Genomic DNA, 25,016 nt, shown 5'->3' with positions numbered 1-25,016 from the left:
TGCTGTGTGCTGGGTTGTCGCGGTCGCTCAGTTGTCGCGGAAGGAAGGCGCCGCCGACACGATGTCTTCGTCGTCCTCGGCGGGGATCTCGGCCGAGGCACGGGCGATGGCGGTGCTGTAACGCGCGCTGGCGGCATTGTGGATGAGCAGGGCCACACCGATCATCACGGGGGCCACCGCGTGCACGGCGGCGTCGTACCAGTTGCCCGCGCTCAGATGCGGGTAGGTGTTGAGGGCGATGGTGAGTGCGAGCAGGAAACCCTCGGCGACGAACACCTGGGTGCGGTTGCCCATCACGCCCCACTCCGAGACCCGGGTGGTGCCGATCATGATGATGACCAGGCAGACGCTGATCATCGCCTCCAGGCCGAAACTCGCCCAGAACAGCGGGTCGCTGGGGCCGCCGGGGGCGATGTTGTGCTGCACGTTCACCGCCGACCACAGCATGCCCGCGATCACCACGCCGGCGAGCGCGCGCAACGACCAGGTTCGGTGCTGGTAGAGGGAGGCCAGCCGGGCGCGCGGGTTGGATTCGCGGCGCTGCGCGGCGATGGCCTTGCGGGCGAGCATGAGGTCGGCCATCTCGGCTCGTTCGAGCTCGGCGGTCGTCTCGCGCAGGCGGTCGGCGTGCGTCGAGGCGGCTTTGATCTGCTTCCAGCGCTGATCGCGCTCGTAGGTGCGGATCTTCTCGGCCAGCTCGCGTTCGGCGCGCAGCTCGTCTTCCGAGAGCGCGTCGGTCAGGGCCGGGTCGGACTGATACGTGATGCGTTGCCGGGCACGTTCCACCCGGACGGGCAACGCGAGGACTTCGTCATCGAGCGGGTGTTCCTCGCGCATCGCAACTCCAGTGTGCAAAAGGGTTCGCCTGGTCGCGTCATTGTTGCGCATCGAGGCGCCCGAGGCACATCCGAGGTCCGGGTCGATCGAACATGCGGATGCCGGAAACTTCTGGCGCACAACTGTGTAGCTGTTTCAGAGGCCGTCGTGGACACGGTGACGAACGATTCGCATCGTTCGCGCCCGGTTGCCGAGGAGCTTCGTTGATCCTCCGTGGTTCGCCGTTGAACCTTTGTCCCGTTCGGTGCTTCTGTTGATGATGTCGCTGCTGGTCATCAGCGTGTTACCTGGTGTTCGGAAACTTTCGTTTCGTCCTTTTCGTCCGCCTTGCAGGGCGTTCACCCATTAAGACGTGCTCACCTCGCAAAACTCATCGGCGTATCCTCGCGGTGTGTCGGACTGATGCTGCTGATTTCGTGCTGTTTACTCGGTCCGTCAATCAGATGTTCGAGTGACGAGTGGAAGCGGAGGAGACATGGCACTGCCTACGATGACCGCCGAACAGCGCACCGAGGCGTTGGCCAAAGCGGCTGCCGTGCGCAAGGCGCGCTCGGAACTGATCGGCAAGGTGAAGGAGGGCAAGGTCACCGTCGCCGATCTGCTCAAGAAGGCCGACAGCGACGACCTGGTCAAGAAGACCAAGGTCGCGGCCGTGATCAAGGCGCTGCCGGGCGTTGGCCCGGTGAAGGCGGCCAAGCTGATGGATCAGGCCGAGATCCCCGAGGATCGTCGTATCGGTGGTCTCGGTGCACGCCAGCGCGCGGCACTGCTCGACGCCCTCGAGGCCTGAGCCGGATCGTGATCCGGCGCCCGTGGTGCACCACGCACGGGCGTCGGGATGGTCTCGGGCTCGCGGAGCTCAGACGCAGTAGGTCAGCAGGAAATCATTGATTCGCAGGCGCCAGCCCGGCTGCAGCTCGATCGGGAGGGTGCCGACTCGCGACCACCGGTCGCTGTCGGGGGCGGCGAAATAGGTGCCGGAGGTGGCGGGCGCTTCGCGGACGAACACCTTGCCCCGGTCGGGATCGACGAAGGCGTGAACCCGCGAGACCAGCCGATCGCGTTCGATCAGGATCGGCGTGGCAGCGGACTGGCGAACGGAATTGTCGCCGGAGGGGTTGCGGCCCAGTACATATGGCCGGTCGAGGGGATAGCTCAGACCGTCCTCGGTGACCAAGGCGCCCCGCGGACTGGTCGAATTGCCCAGGTGCTCTTGGCTTTTGCGCAGCCCCACCGGCTCGGCACGCTTGGCGGCATCGATCGCCTGCGACCACGCCAGCGGTGCGTGTGCGGCGGGGGAATTGCGCGGACCGGTGCTCACGGTGGCGCCCTCGCCGGAATCGGGTCGACCACCCACACTCACGGTCTCACCGTCCGGAATGCTCGTCACCGGTTCGTCGGTCACGGCGAAACCGCTGGTCGACGGCTGAGCAGAGACGGGCTCGGCCTCGCCGCGCGGGCGCACCGCCTGGAAACCGGTGGCCTCGGTGGGTGGTGGTTCGTCGATCGCCTCCACCCGGCGCGGTGCGGGACCGCGACGGCGGCCCAGGTTGAGCACGAAACCGTTGCCGTTGACGATGCCCGCGCGCAGGTCCGTCCGCGGGTTGGCGCTGGTCGGGTCGGCCATCTCGGCGCCGATGGCGATGCGGCGGACCGGTTCGCGAATGATCTCGTCGACCCAGGTGAAAGCGCGATCCCCGGCCAGGCGGCGGTTGCCCTCGGCGCCGGAGACCTCCGCGATCACGGTGCCGCGCAACAAGATCAGGATCCCGTCGGCGGTGGGGGCGAGGACACCGAACGGCGGTGGCGCCGACGCGCCGCCGAACACCACCCCGGCCAGCCGCTGGGCGAGTGCCGCACCGGGTGCCGAGGCTGTGGTGTTGAGCGCGACGGTCTCGACCGCACCGAGTAACCGGTCGGTCGACGGTGTCTCGCCGGCCAGATAGACCACGACATCGCCGAACCGAGCGACGATTCCGGTACCGGGCACGATTGCCACGGTGGACGAATGCGCGCGCATCAACGCCTCCTTGTCGGATGGGGTCACTGCCAGCATAGAGGGACACGGCGGGCTCGGAAGCGGGTTGTCGCAGGCTTCGCAAACTGACCGGACGGTCTCGCGAACATTGTTCGTCGCAAACGACGTTCGGGTGGCGAGTAGGATTACCTGCCATGAATGCCGCACCCGTCAGTCGCCGGGCCAGACCGGCGAAAGCTCCACTGAGTCGTGACATCGTCATCGAGACCGGATTGCGCATCCTCGACTCCGAGGGATCGGCCGCGCTCACCATGCGCCGGGTGGCGCAGGAACTCGATACCGGTGCCGCCTCGCTCTACGTCTACGTCGCCAATCGCGACGACCTGATGACGGGCATGCTCGACCACGTCCTGGCCGCCGTACCGACACCAACCCACGGCGACTGGCGCGAGCGCCTGGAAGCCCTCGTCACCTCGGCCGTCGACGCGCTCGGCCGTCACGAAGGTCTCGCACTCGTCGCGTTCGCCCGGTCCACCGGTCGCGCGCTCGGGCTGGTCGAGCAGTTGCTCGGCCTGCTGCGCGAGGGCGGGCTCGACCCGGCGAGAGCCGCCTGGGCCGTCGATCTGCTGTACCCGCACATCACCGCCGCGGCCGCCGAGCGGGCCGTCTACGACGACACGGCCGTGTCGCGGCGTCTCGCCGGCCTGCCCGCCCGGAGCTACCCGAACATCACCGCCGCCCGCGAGCACCTGGCGGGCGACGCCGCGGCCCGCACCCGGTGGGCACTGACCGCGCTGCTCAACGGCATCCTCACCACCCCCGTGGAGGTGCGATGACCGGCCTCGAGCACGTACCCGCGCTGGTTACCGGCTACCCCATCGCACCGGGCGACCCCGTTCAGCGCCGTGAACGGATCCGGGGCGGCGAGCTCGTCCGGCCGGGCGGACCGATCCGGCCGGCCCGCGAACGCGATATCGCCACGCTGCAGGAGATCGAACGTCGCGCCGGTGCGCCGTTCGCCGAGATCGGCATGGTCGCCGTCGCCGAGGACGAGCCGCCGTCGGCGGAACTGCTGCGCGAGTTCCTCGTCGGGGAACGCGCCTGGGTGTGGCCCGATGCGCGGGACGAACCGATCGGCTACCTGCTGCTCGGCATCGTCGACGGGCAACCGCACATCGACCAGGTGTCGGTCGACCCCGCCTACGCCGGACTGCGGATCGGCAAGAGCCTGATCGACCACGCCGTCACCTGGGCGAAATCCCGCGGCCTGCACGAACTCACCCTCACCACCTTCACCGAGGTCCCGTGGAACGGGCCCTACTACGAGCGGCTCGGCTTCACCTACATCCCCGTCGACGACGAACCACCTGGTCTGCGCGCTGTCCGCGCCGAGGAATCCGCCAACGGCCTCGACGAATGGCCGCGCGCGTGCATGCGCGTGGACCTGACGGGCTGGGTCTACGACTGACCCGTCGTTGGGGGGTCGGTGGTGCCGGCCCGCAGCACCAGTCGCCACCCGTCCGCCGCCGCTGCGTCCAGGCGGCGGGTGTGCGACTGTCCTGCGCCCAATTCGCAATGCGTGGCCTTGCGCCGGCCCTGGCTCCTCGAGTCGGTGTAGCGGTCGAAGGTCGCTTCCGGAGTCGGGCGGCTTACGAGCGACGTCCGATGATCGCGGCGTTGCGGGCGAGGGCGGCTTCGGCGGCCGGGGTCGCGGCGGCGCGGTCGGTGGGGACCAGGCCGATGCGGGTGCGGCGGTCGAGGAGATCGTCGACGGTTTCGGCGCCCTCATGGGTGATGGCGAAGTCGAATTCGGCGGCGGTGACGTCGATTCCGGGGGCGACGGGTTCGGCGAGGGCCGGGTCGGCCAGCCAAGCCGAGACGATGGCGCCCGCTTCGTACCCGTAGCGCTCGATCAGGACCGGGGGAGCGTCGATGCGGTCGCGGGCCGCGCCGGACACCGCGCCGACCAGGGGGAGTCGGGTGGTGCGGCACGGTGCGGCCGACAGGCCCGCGTGCGCGATCGCGGCGTCGATCGCGTCCTGCGCCATGCGCCGGTAGGTGGTGAGCTTGCCGCCGACGACGGTGATGAGCCCGTCGGGTGCGGTGAGCACGGCGTGCTCGCGGGAGATGTCGGCGGTGCTGTCGTCGGTGGTCTTCAGCAGGGGCCGCAGCCCGGCGAAGCGGCCGCGGATGTCCTTGCGTGTCAGCGGCTCCCGCAGCGCGGTGTTGATGGTGTCGAGCAGGAAGTCGACCTCGGCTTCGGTGGGCTGGGGCTCGTCGGGGATCGGGCCGGGGGCGTCCTCGTCGGTGAGGCCGAGGTAGACGCGGCCGTGGGCGGCGGGCAGGGCGAACACGAAGCGGCTGATGCTGCCGGGCACGGGCACGGTGAGTGCCGCGCTGAGCCCGCCGAAGGCGGCGGCGTCGAACACCAGGTGGGTGCCACGGCTCGGGCGCAGTTCGATGCTGCCGTCCACCTCGCCCGCCCACACGCCGGTCGCGTTGACGACGGCGCGGGCGCGCACGTCGAGGGTCTCACCGGTGCGCGTATCGCGTAGTCGCACCGAATTGCCGTCGGCCGCAATGGCTTCCATGCGGGTGAGCACGGTCGCGCCCTGTCCGGCCGCTGTGCGAGCCAGGGCGACGACGAGGCGGGCGTCGTCGACGAGCTGCCCGTCCCACGCCTGCAATCCGCCGCGCAGGCCGTCACGGCGCACGGTAGGCGCCAGCCGCAATGCCTCCGCGGCGGCGACCTTTCGCGATCGCGGCAGGATCGCGGCCCGGGTGCGCGCGGCCACCCGCAGCGCGTCACCGGCGGCGAAACCAGCCCGGATCAGCGAACTCTGAGCCGCGCCCATACCGGGCAGCAACGGTACGAGCTGGGGGAGCGGGCGCACCAGATGAGGTGCCGTGGTGCGCAACAGGATGCCGCGTTCGACCGCGCTCTCATGGGCGACGCCGACCCGCCCGCTCGCCAGGTAGCGCAACCCGCCGTGCACGAGCTTGGAACTCCAGCGGCTCGTGCCGAAGGCGAAGTCGTTGCGTTCCACCAGCAGGGTGCGCAGGCCGCGCGCGGCGGCGTCGAGCGCGGCACCGGCACCGGTGACACCCGCGCCGATCACCACCACGTCCACCTCCGGGTGGTCGCCGAGCGCGGCGAGGTCGGCGGTGCGGCGAGCCGCGTCGAGCGCGGTGGGTGAATCAGCAGTCATCACAATCCTTGTCGGGGTTCAGGGAAGCAGGTAACCCTCGATCGCCCTCGCCAGCTCGGTGTCGAACTGCGCACCCTCGAGCAAGGGCGCCATCGTGCCCGCGGACTGCACCGCCGATTGGGCGATGAGCAGCAGCATGGCGGCCAGCTGCTCGGGCTCGCCCGCCCGGATCGACCCGTCCTCCTGGCCGATCCGGATCGCGGTGGCGAACAGTTCGATGAGCGTGCGCTGATTGCGCCCGAGCCTGCCGAACACGTAGGTGAGCATGAGGTCGGTGTCGGTGCGGAAGATCTTGGCGAACACCGCGTTGGCCCGCACCGCCGCGGCGCCCGCCACGATGCCGCGCACCAGCCGGTCGAGGCCGAGGCCGGTGTCGGGCATGGTCTCGGCGACGATGGTGCGTAGCTCGCGCACCAGCAGTTCCGCGATCAGCGAGCCGGTGTCCGGCCACCGCCGGTACACCGTCGGCCTGCTCACACCGGCGCGGCGTGCCACTTCGGTGAGCGTGGTGCGGCGCACCCCGAAATCGACGACGCAGGCCCGCGCGGCATCGAGAATCGCCATATCGGTAGGCGAAAGCCGCTGGTCGGCTCGAGCCGCGAGGTCGATCATCCTGTACACCCCCATGGTGTTCGACGACGCCGTGGTGAGCGCCGTGGTCTGGCCGGAACGCCCAAGGGTATCGAGCGCGCCGGTGGGTTCGTCGCCGCGAATTCGCGGCAGTGACATCCGACAACTGGGTAGAGGCCGACTCGAGGAGATCTCGTGTAGTTACTGCTTGACACTATATGTCAGGATGTAACGCATGGTCGAGTTGAACAGCGAAATGTCCGGATCGACGGCCGAACGGCCGAGTATGGTGTGGGACGCCTGGGGTGTGCCCGCCGGACATCAACCCCTGTCGGCGCAGATCCGCGGCCTGCTCACCCAGGTCTTCGGGATCTCGGGAGAGCCGGCGGCACGACGCGACGAGGGCGACGTGCCGCTGGTCGCGAGCACGCTCACCGCCACCACCCGCGCGGACCTCGCTGCCCTGGTCGGTGCCGAGCACGTCAGCACCGACGACATCGACCGGCTGCGGCACGCCGGCGGCAAGAGCACCCTCGACCTGCTGCGCCGCCGCGACACCCGCCCGCAGGACGCGCCCGACGCGATCGTCGCGCCCGCCGACCACGACGCGGTGCTGGCCGTCCTGCGGTACTGCTCCGCGCACGGCATCGCGGTGGTGCCCTTCGGTGGCGGCACCAGTGTGGTCGGCGGCGTCGACCCGGTGCGCGGCCGGTTCCCCACCGTGATCGCGCTCGACCTGCGCAGGCTCGACACCCTCACCGACGTGGACGCGGTGAGTGGCACCGCCACCCTCGGTGCCGGGCTCACCGGCCCGCAGGCGGAGAAACTGCTTGCCGGGCACGGTCTTTCGCTCGGGCATTTCCCGCAGAGTTTCGAATTCGCCACCATCGGCGGGTTCGCCGCGACCAGGTCGTCGGGGCAGGCGTCGGCGGGCTACGGCCGTTTCGACGACATGGTCCAGCGATTGGTGGTCGCCACCCCGCAGGGCACCCTCGATCTCGGCCGCGCGCCCGCCTCGGCGGCCGGTCCCGACCTGCGCGAACTGTTCGTCGGGTCCGAGGGGACGCTCGGCGTGATCACCTCGGTCACCGTGCGGGTGCACCCGATCCCCGAAACCACCGTCTACCAGGCGTGGTCTTTCCCCGACTTCGCCACCGGCGCGGCCGCCCTGCGCACCGTCGTGCAGACGGGTGCGGCGCCGACGGTGCTCCGCCTGTCCGACGAGGCCGAGACCGGCCTGAACCTGGCCCGCTCGAGCGATATCGGCGGCGCGCCCGTCTCCGGCTGCCTTGCGGTGACGACCTTCGAGGGCACCGCCGCCCATGTCGCGGCCCGCAGCGCCGAAGCGAGCGAACTGCTCAGCGCCGCCGGTGGAACCGCGCTCGGGACCGCCCCGGCCGAACAGTGGGAACACGGCCGTTTCGCCGCGCCCTATCTGCGTGACGCCCTGCTCGATGTCGGGGTGCTGTGCGAGACGCTGGAAACCGCGACCAGCTGGTCGAACCTGGCGAATCTGAAGGCGAAAGTGACTGCCGCGCTCACGGATTCGCTCACCGCCCAGGGCACACCCGCGCTGGTGATGTGTCACATCTCGCACACCTACCCGACCGGTGCGTCGCTGTACTTCACCGTCGTCGCCAAGCAGCTAGAGGATCCGATCGCGCAGTGGCGCGTCGCCAAGACCGCCGCGGGCGACGCCATCGTGGCGGCCGGTGCCACCATCACCCACCATCACGCCGTCGGCGCCGACCACCGTCCGTGGATGGGCGCCGAGGTCGGTGACCTGGGCGTACAGGTGCTGCGGGCGGTGAAACACGAACTCGACCCCGCAGGCGTGCTGAATCCTGGAAAGCTGGTGCCGTGAAACAGCATTCGGTACAGCGATTATTGCTCGTCACCAACCCGCACTCCGGTGCCGGTCGCGGTGACGGTGTCGCCGAGGCGGTCCTGGCGGTAGCCCTGGCCGGTGGCGTGGAGGTCGCACAGGTGCGGGCGCCGAGCGCGGCGGAATCGGTGGAGCAGGTGGCCGCCGCGATCGCCGACCCGGCCAGGCGGCCCGGCGCGGTCGTCTGCGTGGGCGGTGACGGTCTGATGAACGTGCTGCTCGCCGCCGTCGCCCACACCGGTGTGCCGCTCGGGCTGGTTCCCGCGGGCACGGGCAACGACCTCGCCCGCGAACTCGGCATCCCCACCGGCGACCCGCGCGCCGCCGCCGAGATCGTGCTGCGCGGCCGCACGAAGACCATCGATCTGGGCCGTATCGAATCCGCAGGCGCCACGCCCACCTGGTTCGCCACCATCGTCGGCGCCGGTTTCGACGCGCGAGTCACGTTGCGCGCCAACGCGATGCGCCGCCCGCGCGGAGCGCTGCGCTACACCTTCGCCGCCGCCGCCGAACTCATGCGCGGCTACACGCTGCCGTTCCAGATCGAGATGTCCGGTCTGGCGCCCGGCGCACTCGACAACCCCGACGACGCGCACGCGGTGATCTACACCGACGCCGTGATGACGCCCATCGGCAACACCCGCACCTACGGCGGCGGCATGCTGGTGTGCCCCGACGCCCTGCCCGACGACGGCTACCTCGACATCACGGTGGTCGGTGCGGTCTCGCGACTGGAGATGGCGCGCCTGCTGCCCGCCCTGTCGGCGGGCAAGCGCATCGATCACCCCGCGACCAAGCGATACCGCGCCCGCCGCATCACCGTCACAGCGTCGGGTGGATACGCCACCGCCGACGGTGAACCGGCGGGCACCCTTCCCGTCACGGTCCAGGCGATGCCGGGTGCACTGACAGTGCTGGTGCCCTGACCCGGACGAGTGGCGAGTCGGCACCCGGTGACCGGTGTCGCCATCAGGCACGACGGGTCCGGGCTGTGCCGTCGACGATGCCTGTGGTCGGCACCGTCGACCCGGCGAGCACGATCAGGCGGGCGGCGCGAAGGTGATCCGGGAGATCTCGGTGAGGGTGGGACGGTCGACTACGACGACCGACGACGCGGGTAGCGGCCGGGCGCCGAGGTCGCGCATCAGCCGTTCCCAGCGGCGGCAGTGCGCGCCGAAGGCGACGGTGTTCACCCGCCTGCCACGGGTGATCTGACCACGCCTGGCCTGGGTGGCGGGCACATCGATCAGCACCATGTGCACCTCTCGCCCACCCGAGCGCGCCCACCGCGCGATCAGGCGACGGCTCCAGGCGAACGTCGCGCAGTCGTGGATGGCGACCGGTCCGTCGGCGACCAGCAGCACCGCGCGGATCGCCCGGTAGTGCGCCAGGTGCACCAGCGGACGCCACAGGGGATAGGGGACCCGGCCCAGCCGGTGCCGCAATCGGTTGCGGGCGTGGTTGGAATCGAGCACCAGCGCACCCGCTGCCGTCCGCACCGGCAGCTCCGCGTTCGGTTCGGCGCCGAAAAGGCGATGCAGCGCAGTGGATTTCCCCGCGCCGGGCACCCCGGCGAAAATCAGCACCGCCGTGGCGGGGTAGCGCAATTCGTCGACGTGGTCCGCGCGTAAGTCCAGCAGTGCGACGGGAATGACGGTCCGGGACGGCACGGATCGATCGGCGGGAGGGGAGCTGGCATCGAGCGGAGGCGTCACCCTCTCCAGAATCCGGGAAAACAGACAATTCGGCAATCGGTGAACACCCTGAGTTCGCGTCGACCGGCCTGTCGGACAACAGTTTCCGCGTGTCGATGGAGACACTCACAAACCTCGCCGACCACCGCTTGGAAGAATCTGAGAATTGGCTATGTATTCGAGGGGCGGCCGAAAATCGCCGGTAGAGTCGACCACGAGAGGCGAAGTCTTCGGTGTCCCTCATCCACCGAAGACCTCGCCTCTGTTTTGTTGGAGCGCTGGCGCGCTCGAGGTTCGCGGCGGACCCTCCTCGAGGCCGGGTCGTACGTGGCTGGGACTGCGGGGTGAGGCGGGGGGAAACCCGGTTGTCTGTTCCCCTTAGGATTGGGGCGTGACCAGCGCAGCCCCAGACAACTCGCGTAATCGTGCCGATGCCCTGCCCAAGAGCTGGAATCCCAGCGAGGTAGAGGCCGACCTGTACGAGGGCTGGGTAAACGCCGGGTACTTCACCGCCGACGCCACCTCGGCCAAGCCCGCGTACTCCATCGTGCTGCCGCCACCGAACGTCACCGGCACCCTGCACATGGGGCACGCGCTCGACCACACCCTCATGGACCTGCTCACCCGCCGCAAGCGGATGCAGGGGTACGAGGTGCTGTGGCTGCCGGGCATGGACCACGCGGGCATCGCGACCCAGACCGTGGTGGAGAAGCAGCTCGCCGTCGACGGCAAGAACAAAGAGGACTTCGGTCGCGAGCTGTTCATCGACAAGGTGTGGGACTGGAAGCGCGAGTCCGGCGGCCAGATCCAGGGGCAGATGCGCCGCCTCGGTGACGGTGTCGACTGGAGCCGCGACCGGTTCACCATGGACGACGGGCTCTCGCGCGCCGTGCAGACCATCTTCAAACGGCTCTACGACGCGGGCCTGATCTACCGCGCCGAGCGCCTGGTGAACTGGTCGCCCGTGCTGCAGACCGGCATCTCCGACCTCGAGGTCGACCACAAGGAGGTCGACGGCGAGCTCGTGAGCATGCGCTTCGGCTCCCTGAACGACGACGAACCGCACGTCATCGTGGCCACCACCCGGGTGGAGACGATGCTCGGTGACACCGCCGTCGCCGTCCACCCGGACGACGAGCGCTACCAGGCGCTGATCGGCACCACGCTGTACCACCCGATCACCGGCCGCCAGATCCCGATCGTCGCCGACGACTACGTCGACCCGGAGTTCGGTTCCGGCGCGGTGAAGATCACCCCCGCCCACGACCCCAACGACTTCGAACTCGGCCTGCGCCACGGCCTGCCGATGCCGACGATCATGGACAAGGCGGGCCGGATCGCCGACACCGGAACGGAATTCGACGGCATGGACCGTTTCGAGGCGCGCGTGAAGATCCGCGAACGCCTCGAGGCCGAGGGCCGCATCGTCGGGCGCAAGTACCCCTACAAGCATCAGGTGGGTCACTCGGAGCGCTCCGGCGAGCCGATCGAGCCGCGCCTGTCGATGCAGTGGTGGGTCAAGGTCGACACCCTGGCCAAGGCTGCGGGCGACGCGGTGCGCGACGGTGACGTGAAGATCCATCCGGCCAGTCAGGAACCCCGCTGGTTCGACTGGGTCGACAACATGCACGACTGGTGCATCTCGCGTCAGCTGTGGTGGGGCCACCGCATCCCGATCTGGTACGGGCCCGAGGGCGAGATCGTCTGTCTCGGCCCGGACGAGCAGGCCCCCGAGGGCTGGGTGCAGGACCCCGACGTGCTCGACACCTGGTTCTCCTCGGGTCTGTGGCCGTTCTCCACGATGGGCTGGCCCGACGCGACCCCCGAGCTGGCGAAGTTCTATCCGACCAGCGTGCTCGTCACCGGTTACGACATCCTGTTCTTCTGGGTGGCCCGGATGATGATGTTCGGTATGTACGTCAGCGACGATCCGGTGCTGACGGCAGGCAAGGGCGGGCAGAAGCAGGTCCCGTTCGAAGACGTGTTCCTGCACGGCCTGATCCGCGACCAGCACGGCAAGAAGATGTCGAAGTCGCGCGGTAACGGCATCGACCCGCTGGACTGGATCAACTCCTACGGCGCCGACGCGCTGCGCTTCACCCTGGCCCGCGGCGCCCAGCCCGGCGGCGACCTCTCGGTCGGTGAGTCGCACGCGCTCGCCTCGCGCAGCTTCGTCACCAAGCTGTTCAACGCCACCAAGTTCGCGCTGATGAACGGTGCACGCACCGGCGACCTGCCCGCGCGCGAGACGCTCACCGACGCCGACCGCTGGATCCTCGACCGGCTCGACCAGGTCCGCGCCGATGTCGATTCCGCGTTCGATTCCTACGAATTCGGCAAAGCCTGCGAGGCGCTGTACCACTTCGCCTGGGACGAACTGTGCGACTGGTATCTGGAACTGTCGAAGGTGCAGTTCGCCGAGTCCGATGCGCGCGCCGAGAGCACCTCGGTGATCCTCGGCAACGTGCTCGACGCGGTGCTTCGCCTGCTGCATCCGGTGATCCCGTTCGTCACCGAGACCCTCTGGAAGGCGCTCACCGGCGGTGAATCGGTGGTGGTCGCGCCGTGGCCGCAGGCCAGTGGCGTCGCCGCCGACGAGCGGGCCGCCCAGCGGGTCGCCGACGCGCAGCGGCTCATCACCGAGATCCGCCGCTTCCGTGGCGATCAAGGCCTGGCGGACAAGCAGAAGGTGAAGGCCACGCTGGTCGGCATCGAGGAAGCCGGACTCGCCGGCTTCGCGGCGTCGGTGGCGAACCTGGCCCGTCTCACCGAACCCGGTGACGACTTCGCGACCACCGCCGAGGTGGAGGTCCGCCTGTCCACCGGCACGGTGACCGTCCAGCTCGACACCTCCGGCGCCATCGACCTCGACGCCGAACGGCGCAGGCTGGAAAAGGATCTCGCGGTCGCGCAGAAGGACCTCGACCAGACCACCGCCAAACTGGCCAACGAGGCGTTCCTGGCCAAGGCGCCGCAGCAGGTGGTCGACAAGATCACCGCTCGCCGCGACGTGGCCACCGCGGAGGTCGCCCGGATCAGCGCGCGCCTGGCGGAGCTGAGCGCCAAGTGAGCGACATCGGCCCCGACGACGGCGATCTCGGCCCCGAGGAGGCGGGCTTCGGCGGTGACGACTACCGCCCGGCCCAGCTCGGCACCGGTCCGTCGCCGGTCGAGCTGGCCGAAATGGCGCTCGTGGAAGCCGAACTCGACAAACGCTGGCCTGAAACCAAGATCGAGCCGTCGCTCACGCGCATCAGCACGCTGATGGATCTGCTCGGCAACCCGCAGCACAACTACCCGGCCATCCACATCGCCGGCACCAACGGCAAGACCTCGGTGACCAGGATGATCGACGCGCTGCTCACCGCCCTGCACCGGCGCACCGGCCGGATCACCAGCCCACACCTGCAGCTGGCGACCGAGCGGATCAGCATCGACAACGCGCCGATCAGCCCCGCCCGGTACGTGGAGACCTACCACGAGCTCGCGCCGTACATCGACATGATCGACCAGCGCTCCGCCGAGGCGGGCGGCCCGGCGATGAGCAAGTTCGAGGTGCTCACCGGCATGGCCTACGCCGCGTTCGCCGAGGCACCCGTCGACGTGGCCGTCGTCGAGACCGGCATGGGCGGTACCTGGGACGCCACCAACGTGATCGACGGCCAGGTCGCCGTCATCACCCCGATCGGCCTGGACCACACCGAGTACCTCGGCCCCGACCTCGAGTCGATCGCCAAGGAAAAAGCGGGAATCATCAAGCGCGCCAAGGAAGCCCTGGTTCCGGTCGACACCGTCGCGGTGATCGCCGAACAGGCCCCCGAGGTGATGGACGTGCTGCTGCGCCGGGCAGTGGAGGCCGACGCGGCGGTCGCGCGCGAAGGCGCGGAATTCCGGCTGCTGGAACGGGCCGTCGCGATCGGCGGCCAACTGCTGACCCTGCAGGGTCTCGGCGGCGTCTACGACGAGATCTTTCTGCCGCTGCACGGCGAACACCAGGCCCGCAATGCCGCGCTCGCGCTGGCCGCCGTCGAGGCGTTCTTCGGGGCGGGTGCCGAGCGTCAGCTCGACATCGAAGCCGTGCGCGCCGGATTCGCGGCCGTCACCAGTCCCGGCCGGATGGAACGGATGCGCAACGCGCCGACGATCTTCGTCGACGCCGCCCACAACCCGGCGGGCGCGCAGGCGCTGGCGAACACGCTCACCGGCGAATTCGACTTCCGCAAGCTGGTCGGGGTGGTCGCGGTCCTCGGCGACAAGGACGCGGCGGGCATCCTCGACGCCCTGGAACCGGTGTTCGACGAGATCGTCGTCACCAGCAACGGGTCGCCGCGCGCCATGGATGTGGACACCCTCGCCGACCTGGCCGTCCAGCGTTTCGGCGACGAACGCGTGATCACCGCCGACACCCTGCCCGACGCCCTGGAATCGGCCATCGCCCTGGCCGAACAGGCCGGCGACGACGGCGACGTGATCTCGGGTGCGGGCGTGATCGTCACCGGATCGGTGGTCACCGCCGGCGCCGCCCGCGCGCTGTTCGGGAAGGGGCCGGCGTGAGTGGTCAGCCGGAAAACGACGCGAGCACGCCGAACGGATCGAGCATGAGTGAGGTACCCCCGCCCGCTACCGACCCCTGGAAGGGATTCCGGGGGGTGATGGCCGGGACGCTGATCCTCGAGGCGATCGTGGTGTTGCTGGCACTGCCGGTTGTCGGTTCGGTGGGCGGCGGGGTGACCTGGTTCTCGGGCACCTATCTGGTGGTCCTGGCGCTGCTGATGATTCTCGGCGCCGGATTGCAGCGCAAGCCGTGGGCCATCCCGTTCAACCTCGGGCTGCAGGTCCTGGTGCTGGCGGGAACGTTCATCCACCTGTCGATCGGGATCATCGGGCTGGTGTTCGCGGCCGTGTGGGCATTCATCCTGCTGCTGCGCGCCGACGTGCAGCGACGCATGGACGCCGGGTTGTTGCCGAGCCAGCGGATGCGGCGAACCCAGTCCTGAACGGGGTCGTTCGGCGTGGACGTCTACCCGACGCTAGGGTTAGCGCGTGACTGAGCAGACGTTGGTACTCATCAAGCCGGACGGTGTCTCCCGTGGCCTCGTCGGCGAGGTCCTGGCGCGCATCGAGCGCAAGGGCCTCACCATCAAGGCGCTGGAGCTGAAGAACGTGTCCGCCGAACTGGCGGGCGAGCACTACGCCGAACACGCCGAGCGGCCGTTCTTCGGTTCGCTGATCGAATTCATCACCTCCGGCCCGGTCGTCGCGGCCGTGCTCGAGGGCCCGCGCGCGATCGCGGCGTTCCGTCAGCTCGCCGGTGGCACCGACCCGGTCGAGAAGGCCGTCCCCGGAACCATCCGCGGCGACTTCGGTCTCGAGACCCAGTACAACCTCGTTCACGGCTCCGACTCGCCCGAGTCCGCCAAGCGTGAGATCGCGCTCTGGTTCCCCGAATCCCCTGCTTGACCGTGCTGTCCTCGCTCGTCGCGTCCGGTTCGGACGCGACGGGCTCGAGTGACGGTTCCGCGCGCGAGTTGCGCCGATGGCGATCACCGCGCGAACCATATGGGATACTGAAGACGGATGTGTTCGATACCGATGTCATCGAAGCCCCACCAGGGCGGTCGGTGACAGCCTGACGCGCAGGTACGCGGCAGCGGCGACGGACATGACCGGATGACACCGCAGTTGGATGCCGATCATCGCTGCCATGGACACCCTGTTGCTGGGGTTGCCGGGCACGCTGGATGAGCGCCTCAGCGCGCGGCGTCACGCCGTACAGCCAGGCGCCGCGTGACCGGTTGGCCCGCCAGATGATCGATTCCAGGCGCGACCGGATACGCGGGGCGAGACCAGATGACCCTCGTACCATCGGGTACGAGGTGCACGGACGATGCCCCCGCGCCGGCCGCGTCACTCCCGTACCGGGGATGGACGCGCCCGGGGGCCCGAGGAGACTTCGTGGCCGAACAAGAGCCGCTGGACACAACACAACAGGATGCCGATCAATTGCCGGAGCGAATTCGAGTTCATGCACTGGCCAAACGACTGGGAGTGACCAGCAAGCGCATCCTGGCCAAGTTGGCCGAGCTGGGCGCCGAGGCGCGCAGCGTGCAATCCAATGTCGACCGGGCGGTCGCCGAGACCGTGCGCGACGCGATCGCCGCCGCCGACGCCGAGACCGGCGAACCGCCGGCACCCGCCCCGACCACCAGGGGTAGGAAGAAAGCCACCGCACCCGTCGCCGAGCAGCCGGCCGACCCGACCACCACCTTGTTCTCCGCACCCGAGGTCGCGCGCCCCGACGAGGTGTTCGCCCCGATGGCCGACGACGCCCACACCGGGCTGTTCACGCACCGGGCGACCGAGGAACCGGCCCCCGAACCGGTGACCTTCGAGGCGCCCTCGGTCGGCATGCCGCTGTTCCTGCCGCCCGACGCGAGCGCCGCCGAAGAGGCGCGCAAGCGCCGTCGCGCCGAACGCGCGCCCAAGAAGGTGGAAGAGCCCGTCGAGGAGCCCGAGGCGCTCGACGAGACCGAGGCCACCGACCAGTCCGGTGATACCGATACCGATACCGATTCCGACAGCGACAACGACGCCGACGGGCAGCCGCGCCGTCGTCGTCGCGGGCGCCGTGGTCGCGGTCGCGGCCGTGGCGAGCAGTCCGCCGACGGCGAGGACAACGACTCCGACGATCACGACACCGAGGACGAGCCCGCCGCCGAGCAGCCCGCCCCGGCCGAGGCCGAGCAGTCCGACGACTCCGACGAAGACGACGACAACCAGCCCGAGGGCGCGAGCCGCCGCCGTCGGCGCCGCCGCCGTCGCAAGGTCGGCGGGGAGTCCGCCGACACCGACGCCGCCGCCGAGGACGACCCGCCGAACACGGTCGTGCACGAGCGCGAGCCGCGCAACAAGAGCCGCAGCCGGGCCGGTGCCTCCGACGAGGTGCAGGGCATCTCCGGTTCCACCCGCCTGGAAGCCAAGCGTCAGCGCCGCCGCGACGGCCGCGACGCGGGCCGCCGCCGTCCGCCGATCCTCACCGAATCGGAGTTTCTCGCCCGTCGCGAGGCCGTCGACCGGGTGATGGTCGTGCGCGAGAAGGCGTTCGATCCGGCCGAGCACGCACCGGGCCACCAGACCACCACGCAGGTGGCGGTGCTCGAGGACAACATCCTCGTCGAGCACTTCGTGACCAGCTCCGGTCAGGCATCGATGGTCGGCAACGTGTACCTGGGCAAGGTGCAGAACGTGCTGCCGAGCATGGAGGCCGCGTTCATCGACATCGGCCGCGGCCGCAACGGTGTGCTCTACGCCGGTGAGGTGAACTGGGAGGCCGCCGGTCTGGGCGGCAAGGAACGCAAGATCGAGCAGGCGCTCAAGCCCGGCGACACCGTGCTGGTCCAGGTCTCCAAGGACCCGGTCGGCCACAAGGGTGCCCGCCTGACGACCCAGATCTCCCTCGCGGGTCGCTTCCTGGTGTACGTGCCGGGTGGCACCTCCACCGGGATCAGCCGCAAGCTGCCCGACACCGAGCGCAAGCGGCTCAAGGAGATCCTGCGCGAGATCGTGCCCGCCGACGCGGGCGTCATCATCCGCACCGCCTCCGAAGGCGTGAGCGAGCCCGAGCTGGCGCGCGACGTGGAACGGCTGCAGGCCACCTGGCGCACCATCGAAGAGGCCTCGAAGAACGCGGCCAAGGACGCGCCCAAGGCTCTCTACGAAGAGCCGGACATGCTGGTGAAGGTCATCCGCGACCTGTTCAACGAGGACTTCGCCAAGCTGGTCATCGAGGGCGAGCGCGCGTGGAGCACCGTCGAGAACTACGTGCGAACCGTCGCCCCCGACCTGCTGCCGCGGGTGAACCGGCACGAGAACAACGGTGTCGACGTGTTCGACGCCTACCGCATCGACGAGCAGCTGGCCAAGGCGCTCGACCGCAAGGTGTGGCTGCCCTCGGGCGGCACCCTGGTGATCGACCGCACCGAGGCGATGACCGTCGTCGACGTCAACACCGGCAAGTTCACCGGTTCCGGCTCCTCGAACCTCGAGGAGACCGTCACCAAGAACAACCTGGAAGCGGCCGAGGAGATCGTGCGCCAGATGCGGCTGCGCGACATCGGCGGCATGATCGTCGTCGACTTCATCGACATGGTGCTCGAGTCCAACCGCGATCTGGTGCTGCGCCGCCTCACCGAGGCGCTCGGCCGCGACCGCACCCGCCACCAGGTGTCGGAAGTCACCTCGCTGGGCCTGGTCCAGATGACGCGCAAGAAGCTGGGGACCGGCCTGGTCGAGGCGTTCTCCACCACCTGTGAGCACTGCCACGGCCGTGGCATCCTCGTGCACTCCTACCCGGTCGATTCCGGGTCGGGCATCGAGGAACCGCGCGGCAAGGAGAGCGGTTCGCGGCGTCGTCGCGGCAAGGACAAGGACCGCGACGCCAAGCCCGCCCAGGCGGCCGCTCCGGCCACCAACGGCACCGCGCCGGTCGCCGAGCACGACGAGGAGGACATCGCCGTCAAGCGGGCCCACCCGGTCGCGCTGGCGATGGCCGCCCACCACGGCGACGAGGACGGCGAGACAGTGCAGGCCGAGGTCGAGACCGAGCAGCCGGCTCCCGAGCCGACCCGCTCGCGCTCCCGGTCCCGGTCGCGGCGGTCCAACCGCGCCGCGCAGACCGAGACCGCGATCGACAGCCCCGCACTGACCGGGGTCGTCCCGGCCGAGGACGAGGTGGTCGAGGAGGTCGTCGTCACGCCCGCCCCGGCCGACGAGGCGCCGACGGTCGAGCCCGTCGAATCGTCTTCGCTCGCCCAGGAACCCGTCGAGGAGCCCGCCGCTCCCGTCGCCGGGGAACCCGCACCGGTGGCCGAGGAACCGGCCGCCCGGGCGCCGCGTAGGCGTCGCGTAGCCCGTTCGACGGCGGCTCCGGCCGCCGACAGCGCGGGCGCGGTGTTCGTCGTCTCGGCGAACGAGCAGCCGCCCGCGGCAGCCGTCGTGGACTTCGACGCCGAACCCGTCGTCGTCCCGCAGCGCAAGCCGCGCAGGCGTGCGGTGGCCCGTCCGGCGGGCGCGCCTGCGCCGGAATCGAACTGAGGTGACGTCCCCCGATTCGGCCCTGACCGGCCGAATTGGGGGACGGCATACCGTTCTGGTAACCTAGGTCGGTCGCTGCCCAGCGATTGGGCATCTGGCCGGACGGCCGGGTGATACCGCAGGCAGGCAGCTAACGTTCTTCCCCCGCACGTGCGGGGATGAGCCCAGGAATACGCGTCGCAGCTGCGGCGTGGACATGTGCAGGACCAACGTGAGTGGAGGAAGCCGACCGATGGCAGCGTACGCAATCGTCAAGACCGGCGGAAAGCAGTACAAGGTCGCGGTCGGTGACCTGGTGAAGGTCGAGAAGATCGAGGGCAAGCCCGGCGACGCCGTGGCCCTGACCCCGGTTCTCGTCGTCGACGGCGCCGATCTGACCACCGATGCCGACAAGCTGGCCAAGATCTCCGTGGCCGCCGAGGTCGTCGATCAGACCAAGGGTCCGAAGATCCGGATTCACAAGTTCAAGAACAAGACCGGCTACCACAAGCGCCAGGGTCACCGTCAGCCGCTGACGGTCATCAAGGTCACCGGCATCAAGTAAGAATTCCCGAGGAGACGAAGCAATGGCACATAAGAAGGGTGCATCCAGCTCCCGGAACGGTCGTGATTCGAACGCCCAGCGCCTCGGCGTGAAGCGCTTCGGCGGCCAGAAGGTCAGCGCGGGCGAGATCCTCGTCCGTCAGCGCGGAACCCACTTCCACCCCGGCGTGAACGTCGGCCGTGGTGGCGACGACACCCTGTTCGCCCTCGCGGCGGGCGCGGTCGAGTTCGGCACCAAGCGTGGCCGCAAGACCGTCAACATCGTTGTCCCGGAGCCGGTCCAGGCCTGACCGCCTGGAGCGTCAGCTCCCCACGGATACCAGAGCGGGTCAGGGTTTCCCTGACCCGCTCTGTCGTGTTCGTAGACTTTCACTACAAAACCGGACACCTTACCGAAAACGACAAGTCAGAAGGAGGAGGATCAACCCATGTCCAAATTCATCGACCGCGTCGTGCTGCATGTTCGTGCCGGTAGAGGTGGACACGGTTGTGCCTCGGTGCACCGTGAGAAGTTCAAGCCGCTCGGCGGTCCCGACGGGGGCAACGGCGGCAACGGTGGCGATGTGATCCTCGAGGTCGACGCCAACGTGCACACCCTGCTCGATTTCCACTTCCATCCCCACGCCAAGGCGGGCAACGGCAAGCCGGGCGAGGGCGGTAACCGCGATGGCAAGCAGGGCACCGACCTGGTATTGCAGGTGCCCGACGGCACCGTGGTCGTGGACAGCGACGGCAAGGTCGTTGTCGACCTCGTCGGTGTCGGCAACCGGTTCATCATCGCCCGTGGTGGTCGTGGTGGGCTCGGTAACGCCTCGCTGGCGTCCAAGGCGCGCAAGGCGCCCGGTTTCGCGCTGCTCGGCGAGGAGGGCGAGGAACTCGATCTCGTTCTCGAGCTGAAGTCGGTCGCCGACGTCGGTCTGGTCGGGTTCCCGTCGGCCGGTAAGTCGTCGCTGGTCTCGGTGCTCTCTGCCGCCAAGCCGAAGATCGCCGACTACCCGTTCACGACGCTCGTGCCGAATCTCGGCGTGGTGCAGTCCGGCGACACCACCTTCACCGTCGCCGACGTGCCCGGCCTGATCCCGGGCGCCAGCCAGGGGCGCGGCCTCGGCCTCGACTTCCTGCGGCACTTGGAACGGTGCGCGGTGCTCGCCCACGTCGTCGACTGCGCGACCCTCGAACCCGGCCGCGACCCCGTCTCCGATGTCGACGCGCTCGAGGCGGAGCTCGCCGCGTACAAGCCCGCGCTCTCCGGTGACGAGAGCCTGGGCGACCTGGCCGACCGCCCGCGCGTGGTCATCCTGAACAAGACCGACGTCCCCGACGGCAAAGAGCTCGCCGAGATGGTGACACCCGAATTCACCGCCCGCGGCTGGCCGGTCTTCGAGATCTCGGCCGTGAGCCGCGCCGGTCTGCGTCCACTGACCTTCGCACTGGCCGACATGGTCCGCCAGTACCGCGAAGACCATCCCAAGGCGGCGCCCAAGCGGCCGATCATCCGCCCGATCGCGACCGACGAGTCCGGTTTCAGTGTGATCGCCGATCCGCAGGAACCCGGCGGTTTCATCGTGCGCGGCACCCGGCCGGAACGCTGGATCCGCCAGACCGATTTCAACAACGACGAGGCCGTGGGCTACCTGGCCGACCGGTTGGCTCGTCTCGGTGTCGAAGCGGAGCTGGTGAAGCAGGGTGCCGAACCCGGCTGCCCGGTGACCATCGGCGAGGTGACCTTCGAGTGGGAGCCGCAGATCTCGGCCGGTGTCGACATGCAGCCGACCGGGCGCGGCACCGACCTGCGGCTCGAGAACAACGACCGCATCGGCGCGGCCGAGCGCAAGCTCGCCTCGCAGGCGCGGCGTGGTCTGCTCGACGAGAACGGTGAACGGAAGAGTTGACGGTGGTGTCGCGCCCGGCGAAATTCGCTGTCGGGCGCGACGAGTCGGTCGGCATACTGCGGTAGGGCTCCTGCGAGCCCGTCGACGACGATTCGTGCAGGGAGTTGGGCGATGCAGGTGGGTTCGGAGCTGAGTCAGGGGCGGGCCGCGATCGTGTCGGCGCGCACCGTGGTGGTGAAGATCGGTTCGTCGGCTCTCACCAGCCTCGAAGGCGGTCTCGACACCGGTCGGCTCGATCTGCTCGCCGATGCCGTCGAAGCGCGGATGCGCGCCGGGTCCGATGTGGTCGTCGTGTCCTCGGGTGCCATCGGCGCCGGGCTCGCACCGCTGGGCCTGTCGAAGCGGCCCAAAGACCTGGCGACCAAACAGGCCGCGGCCAGTGTCGGCCAGCTCGCCCTGGCACACGCCTGGGGAACCTCGTTCGCCCGCTACGGCCGCACCGTCGGCCAGATACTGCTCTCCGCCGATGATTTCGCGCGTCGTGAGCATCATCGCAACGCGCAGCGCACCCTCGATCGGTTGCGTTCCCTCGGTGCGGTCGCGGTGGTCAACGAGAACGACACCGTCGCCACCGAGGAGATCCGTTTCGGTGACAACGACCGCCTCGCCGCCCTCGTCGCCCACCTCGTCGGCGCCGACGCCCTGATCCTGCTCTCCGATGTGGCCGGGCTCTACGACGGCGACCCGCGCAAGGGGCCCGCCAATTTCATTCCCGAGGTGCGCGGCAGTGCCGATCTCGACGGCGTCATCGCGGGCAGCGGTGGTGCGCTCGGCACCGGCGGCATGGCCTCCAAACTGTCGGCCGCCCGCCTCGCCGCCGACGCGGGCATCCCCGTCCTGCTCGCCTCGGCCGCCGAAGCCGCGACCGCCCTCTCCGCAAGCACCGTCGGCACCGCCTTCGCCGCCCGCCCCGTCCGCCTGTCGGGCCGCAAGTTCTGGGTCCGCCACGCCGCCGACACCCGCGGCGCCGTCCTGCTCGACGACGGCGCCGTCGCCGCCGTAGCCGAACGCCGCTCCCTGCTCGCCGCGGGCATCACCGGCCTGCGCGGCCGCTTCTTCGGCGGCGACGTGGTCGACCTCGTCAGCCCCACCGACGAGGTCATCGCCCGAGGCGTCGTCGAATACGACAGCACCGAACTGTCCACCATGCTCGGCCGCTCCACCACCGACCTCCCCGAAACCATGCAGCGCCCGGTCATCCACGCCGACGACCTCGTCAAGGTGTGAGCGTTCCGACTCCATCGGCAGGTAGGCCGCGATGCTCTCGAGCGCAGCTCGATATCAGCCTCGGCCGCTCCTCTTCGCTGAGCTCGGTCTGCTCGTGATCGTCGTCGCCTGGGCATAGCAGCACTGCCCGTGCTGTGGTCCTCGACCGATCGAGTTGATCCTGAAGTCGAGCCGGGATGACATCGGGTCGGTCCACGGCGGCTGTGGGATGGGATCGGCGTGAGCGTTCCCGGCCGAATGCGTCGGCTTCTTATCGCTGCGGCGGGATAACGCCCGGTTGGTCCAGGCCGCCTGGGGGTTGAGGTGGTGGTGTGGGTTGGGGTGGTTCGGCGCCGGGGACGGGGCCGGTGACGCCGGGTTGGCCGCCTGGGTCGGACATGTCGGGGGCGTTCTGGGGTGGTGCGGGGGCGATCGGCGGAGTGTTGGTGTCCGGGGCGGTCGGGTTGGAGTCCTGTTGAGTTGGCGGTGCGGGCGGGTCGCTCGGCGGTGAAGGGTTCGCGCTCGGTGGCGCGGGTGGCTCGCTCGGCGGCGCCGGGCTTTCCACCTGCGGCGGAGCAGGATTCGTCGGCGGCGGTGCCGGTGGCTCGCTGGGCGGGACGGGATTCTCGCTGGGCGGTGCCGGAAGTTCGCTGGTCGGGCTGGGGGCTTCGCTGGGCGGCGCCGGGAGTTCGGTTGTCGGGCTGGGAGCTTCGCTGGGTGGCGCCGGCTCGCTCGTTGGGGCGGGGCCTTCGCTGGGCGGTGCCGGGAGTTCCGTGGTGGGGGAGGGACTTTCGCTCGGTGGGGCTGGTGGCTCGCTGGACGGGGCCGGAATCTCGCTCGACGGTGCCGGGAGTTCGGTGGTGGGGGAGGGGCCTTCGCTCGGCGGGGCCGGTGGCTCGCTCGTCGGCGTAGAGCTTTCGCTGGGCGGTGCCGGAATTTCCGTGGTCGGCGCAGGGCTTTCGCTGGGGGTAGCGGGGTTGGGGCTCGGCGGTGTGCGCTCGCCAGGCGGCGCCGGGTTTTCGGTCGGCGCAGGCGCTTCGGTGGACGGTGCTGGGGGCGCGGGGTTTTCGGTGGTGGGGGCGGAGTTGTTCGGGTTGGCGGGTGCCGGGGTTTCGGGGTTCTGGGGGGTGGCCTCGGCAGGGGGAGCGCCGTTGGTTCGGGGCGGGTTGTCCAGTGGGACAGGGGAATCCGTAGCGGGGACGGGAAGGGCGGGTACGCCGGTTCCGGCCAGGGTGTAGGCGGGCTTGTAGATCATGTTCATGGCCAGGAGCGCTTCCTGGCGCAATGCTTCGGCCGCCATCTGCGCGTCGATGACATCCGCGGCTGCCAGCAACCGGGCGATGGTGCCGATCGGGCCGGAGTCGCCGGGGGCGACCACCGCCAGCTTCACCGCTTCGGCGGCGGCCGCCACCCCACCGAGGCGGGTGCCGACTTCCGCCATCACGGCGGCCAATTCGTCGATGGCGGCGGCGAAGCTGCGGGTGCTCGCGGCGGCGGCTTCGGCGGCCGCGCCTTCCCACCCCGCCTCCTCCATCACCTGATCGGCGTTGGATTTGGCGACAGGGAGGGTGACGAGGGCAGCGGCGGTTTCCAGCCAGGCCATCGAGGCGCTGAGGATCTCCCCGGCGTCGATCTGCTGGGTGCGAGCGTAGATCTGCTCGTGCGGCATGGATTCGAAATGTTCCATCGCACTGATGTAGGTGGGATCAGTACTCATCAGTGCACCCGCGTATCGATGGCACGCAGCGCGGCGGCCGCGGCGGCGTCGGCTTCCTCGTAGAGGCCCGCGCTGAGCAGGAACGCCTCACGCATCCGGTAGGCCGCTTCGATGTAGCGATCGAGCAGATCGGCGGCGTCGCGCGCCTTGTGCGCGAAGCCGGCCTGTAATTGCTGTGCGGAGACGAAACCACCGAATCCGCCTGCCTCGGCAGCGTTTTCGAGGTCGTGGCGTAATTCGGCGAGCCGGTCGGCCTGCTGTGCGTAGAGATCGGCACACCGGCGCGCGGCCTCGGGATCGAATTTCACCGTCCCCGCCGCGGCGGCGCTGCGGAACCGGGAGATCTCGGCTCGGCTGCTCTCGATCGTCATCGCGTCTCCCCTCCAGATCAA

The 25,016-nt window shown here is 69.6% G+C and carries 21 protein-coding genes; 14 read left to right on the top strand and 7 right to left on the bottom strand.

Going from position 1 to position 25,016, the window contains the following annotated elements; all coding sequences use genetic code 11:
• Positions 1-27: 27 nt before the first annotated feature.
• On the bottom strand, positions 28-837 hold the full coding sequence (locus ACSVDM_RS06670; protein ID WP_067486980.1) for a hypothetical protein: 810 nt from the start codon (positions 835-837) through the stop codon (positions 28-30).
• A gap of 475 nt (positions 838-1,312) precedes the next feature.
• On the opposite strand from ACSVDM_RS06670, the gene mihF reads away from it, so the two are divergent.
• A complete protein-coding gene (gene mihF, locus ACSVDM_RS06665; protein ID WP_019045768.1) occupies positions 1,313-1,627 on the top strand; it encodes an integration host factor, actinobacterial type in 315 nt (104 codons plus the stop codon).
• 69 nt (positions 1,628-1,696) lie between these two features.
• On the opposite strand, the gene ACSVDM_RS06660 is transcribed toward mihF, so the two are convergent.
• Positions 1,697-2,857 (bottom strand): FHA domain-containing protein, encoded by a 1,161-nt coding sequence (locus ACSVDM_RS06660; RefSeq protein ID WP_439263618.1) that lies wholly within the window; start codon positions 2,855-2,857, stop codon positions 1,697-1,699.
• Positions 2,858-3,009: 152 nt separating this feature from the next.
• On the opposite strand from ACSVDM_RS06660, the gene ACSVDM_RS06655 reads away from it, so the two are divergent.
• Both ACSVDM_RS06655 and ACSVDM_RS06650 read left to right on the top strand, forming a co-directional pair.
• Complete coding sequence (locus ACSVDM_RS06655) at positions 3,010-3,651, top strand: TetR/AcrR family transcriptional regulator (RefSeq protein WP_439263617.1); 642 nt, start codon at positions 3,010-3,012, stop codon at positions 3,649-3,651.
• A complete protein-coding gene (locus tag ACSVDM_RS06650; protein ID WP_439263615.1) occupies positions 3,648-4,283 on the top strand; it encodes a GNAT family N-acetyltransferase in 636 nt (211 codons plus the stop codon). The genes ACSVDM_RS06655 and ACSVDM_RS06650 overlap by 4 nt, the downstream gene beginning before the upstream one ends.
• 181 nt (positions 4,284-4,464) lie before the next feature.
• Here the strand turns inward: ACSVDM_RS06650 and ACSVDM_RS06645 are convergent, their stop codons facing one another.
• A complete protein-coding gene (locus ACSVDM_RS06645) occupies positions 4,465-6,024 on the bottom strand; it encodes a glycerol-3-phosphate dehydrogenase/oxidase (RefSeq protein WP_439263613.1) in 1,560 nt (519 codons plus the stop codon).
• An 18-nt stretch (positions 6,025-6,042) separates the two neighbouring features.
• On the bottom strand, positions 6,043-6,651 hold the full coding sequence (locus tag ACSVDM_RS06640) for a TetR/AcrR family transcriptional regulator (protein WP_439263759.1): 609 nt from the start codon (positions 6,649-6,651) through the stop codon (positions 6,043-6,045).
• Between the two features lie 229 nt (positions 6,652-6,880).
• Between ACSVDM_RS06640 and ACSVDM_RS06635 the strand changes: the two genes are divergently transcribed.
• The gene (locus tag ACSVDM_RS06635) at positions 6,881-8,458 is read left to right on the top strand and encodes an FAD-binding oxidoreductase (protein ID WP_439263758.1); all 1,578 of its coding nucleotides are present in this window, start codon (positions 6,881-6,883) and stop codon (positions 8,456-8,458) included.
• Positions 8,455-9,405 carry a diacylglycerol kinase family protein gene (locus ACSVDM_RS06630; RefSeq protein WP_439263611.1) on the top strand — a complete coding sequence of 317 codons (951 nt, stop codon included), beginning with the start codon at positions 8,455-8,457 and terminating at the stop codon, positions 9,403-9,405. The genes ACSVDM_RS06635 and ACSVDM_RS06630 overlap by 4 nt, the downstream gene beginning before the upstream one ends.
• Before the next feature lie 114 nt (positions 9,406-9,519).
• On the opposite strand, the gene ACSVDM_RS06625 is transcribed toward ACSVDM_RS06630, so the two are convergent.
• On the bottom strand, positions 9,520-10,149 hold the full coding sequence (locus tag ACSVDM_RS06625) for an AAA family ATPase (protein ID WP_439263609.1): 630 nt from the start codon (positions 10,147-10,149) through the stop codon (positions 9,520-9,522).
• Positions 10,150-10,564: 415 nt separating this feature from the next.
• Between ACSVDM_RS06625 and ACSVDM_RS06620 the strand changes: the two genes are divergently transcribed.
• The 9 genes from ACSVDM_RS06620 to proB all read left to right on the top strand — a co-directional run bounded on the left by ACSVDM_RS06620 (position 10,565) and on the right by proB (position 22,928).
• Positions 10,565-13,243, top strand: a complete 2,679-nt coding sequence (locus ACSVDM_RS06620) for a valine--tRNA ligase (protein ID WP_439263608.1) — start codon at positions 10,565-10,567, stop codon at positions 13,241-13,243.
• On the top strand, positions 13,240-14,727 hold the full coding sequence (folC, locus tag ACSVDM_RS06615) for a bifunctional tetrahydrofolate synthase/dihydrofolate synthase (protein WP_439263606.1): 1,488 nt from the start codon (positions 13,240-13,242) through the stop codon (positions 14,725-14,727). Before ACSVDM_RS06620 ends, folC begins: the two co-directional genes overlap by 4 nt.
• A 44-nt stretch (positions 14,728-14,771) precedes the next feature.
• Positions 14,772-15,170, top strand: coding sequence for a DUF4233 domain-containing protein (locus tag ACSVDM_RS06610; RefSeq protein WP_067642365.1), 399 nt, complete (start codon positions 14,772-14,774; stop codon positions 15,168-15,170).
• A 46-nt stretch (positions 15,171-15,216) separates the two neighbouring features.
• Positions 15,217-15,633: a nucleoside-diphosphate kinase gene (gene ndk, locus ACSVDM_RS06605; protein ID WP_439263604.1), complete on the top strand. Its 417-nt coding sequence runs from the start codon at positions 15,217-15,219 to the stop codon at positions 15,631-15,633.
• 495 nt (positions 15,634-16,128) lie between these two features.
• Positions 16,129-19,266, top strand: coding sequence for a translation initiation factor IF-2 N-terminal domain-containing protein (locus tag ACSVDM_RS06600; protein WP_439263601.1), 3,138 nt, complete (start codon positions 16,129-16,131; stop codon positions 19,264-19,266).
• Positions 19,267-19,498: 232 nt separating this feature from the next.
• Complete coding sequence (gene rplU, locus ACSVDM_RS06595; protein WP_067486230.1) at positions 19,499-19,810, top strand: 50S ribosomal protein L21; 312 nt, start codon at positions 19,499-19,501, stop codon at positions 19,808-19,810.
• A 22-nt stretch (positions 19,811-19,832) separates the two neighbouring features.
• The gene (gene rpmA / locus ACSVDM_RS06590) at positions 19,833-20,099 is read left to right on the top strand and encodes a 50S ribosomal protein L27 (RefSeq protein WP_067486232.1); all 267 of its coding nucleotides are present in this window, start codon (positions 19,833-19,835) and stop codon (positions 20,097-20,099) included.
• A gap of 138 nt (positions 20,100-20,237) precedes the next feature.
• Complete coding sequence (gene obgE, locus ACSVDM_RS06585; protein ID WP_067642363.1) at positions 20,238-21,701, top strand: GTPase ObgE; 1,464 nt, start codon at positions 20,238-20,240, stop codon at positions 21,699-21,701.
• 111 nt (positions 21,702-21,812) lie between these two features.
• The gene (gene proB, locus ACSVDM_RS06580) at positions 21,813-22,928 is read left to right on the top strand and encodes a glutamate 5-kinase (protein WP_439263597.1); all 1,116 of its coding nucleotides are present in this window, start codon (positions 21,813-21,815) and stop codon (positions 22,926-22,928) included.
• 250 nt (positions 22,929-23,178) lie between these two features.
• Here proB and ACSVDM_RS06575 read toward each other — a convergent pair whose 3' ends face one another.
• Positions 23,179-24,624: a hypothetical protein gene (locus ACSVDM_RS06575; RefSeq protein ID WP_439263595.1), complete on the bottom strand. Its 1,446-nt coding sequence runs from the start codon at positions 24,622-24,624 to the stop codon at positions 23,179-23,181.
• Positions 24,624-24,995 (bottom strand): hypothetical protein, encoded by a 372-nt coding sequence (locus ACSVDM_RS06570; protein WP_067642360.1) that lies wholly within the window; start codon positions 24,993-24,995, stop codon positions 24,624-24,626. Before ACSVDM_RS06570 ends, ACSVDM_RS06575 begins: the two co-directional genes overlap by 1 nt.
• Between the last annotated feature and the right edge of the window lie 21 nt (positions 24,996-25,016).

Source organism: Nocardia sp. JW2 (assembly GCF_051843015.1).
Classification (GTDB): Bacteria; Actinomycetota; Actinomycetes; order Mycobacteriales; family Mycobacteriaceae; genus Nocardia; species Nocardia coubleae.
The sequence above is the reverse complement of the archived record's forward strand: the minus strand, read 5'-3'. Positions and strand labels throughout refer to the sequence as shown.

Bases quoted from the DNA above. Each gene is read 5' to 3' on its own strand.
- ACSVDM_RS06640 (WP_439263759.1), bottom strand. From the start codon at position 6,651: ATGGGGGTGTACAGGATGATCGACCTCGCGGCTCGAGCCGACCAGCGG.
- ACSVDM_RS06610 (WP_067642365.1), top strand. From the start codon at position 14,772: ATGAGTGAGGTACCCCCGCCCGCTACCGACCCCTGGAAGGGATTCCGG.
- mihF (WP_019045768.1), top strand. From the start codon at position 1,313: ATGGCACTGCCTACGATGACCGCCGAACAGCGCACCGAGGCGTTGGCC.
- ACSVDM_RS06570 (WP_067642360.1), bottom strand. From the start codon at position 24,995: ATGACGATCGAGAGCAGCCGAGCCGAGATCTCCCGGTTCCGCAGCGCC.
- ACSVDM_RS06660 (WP_439263618.1), bottom strand. From the start codon at position 2,857: ATGCGCGCGCATTCGTCCACCGTGGCAATCGTGCCCGGTACCGGAATC.
- ACSVDM_RS06635 (WP_439263758.1), top strand. From the start codon at position 6,881: ATGGTGTGGGACGCCTGGGGTGTGCCCGCCGGACATCAACCCCTGTCG.
- proB (WP_439263597.1), top strand. From the start codon at position 21,813: ATGCAGGTGGGTTCGGAGCTGAGTCAGGGGCGGGCCGCGATCGTGTCG.
- rpmA (WP_067486232.1), top strand. From the start codon at position 19,833: ATGGCACATAAGAAGGGTGCATCCAGCTCCCGGAACGGTCGTGATTCG.
- ACSVDM_RS06655 (WP_439263617.1), top strand. From the start codon at position 3,010: ATGAATGCCGCACCCGTCAGTCGCCGGGCCAGACCGGCGAAAGCTCCA.
- ACSVDM_RS06575 (WP_439263595.1), bottom strand. From the start codon at position 24,624: ATGAGTACTGATCCCACCTACATCAGTGCGATGGAACATTTCGAATCC.
- rplU (WP_067486230.1), top strand. From the start codon at position 19,499: ATGGCAGCGTACGCAATCGTCAAGACCGGCGGAAAGCAGTACAAGGTC.
- obgE (WP_067642363.1), top strand. From the start codon at position 20,238: ATGTCCAAATTCATCGACCGCGTCGTGCTGCATGTTCGTGCCGGTAGA.
- ACSVDM_RS06650 (WP_439263615.1), top strand. From the start codon at position 3,648: ATGACCGGCCTCGAGCACGTACCCGCGCTGGTTACCGGCTACCCCATC.
- ACSVDM_RS06645 (WP_439263613.1), bottom strand. From the start codon at position 6,024: ATGACTGCTGATTCACCCACCGCGCTCGACGCGGCTCGCCGCACCGCC.
- ACSVDM_RS06670 (WP_067486980.1), bottom strand. From the start codon at position 837: ATGCGCGAGGAACACCCGCTCGATGACGAAGTCCTCGCGTTGCCCGTC.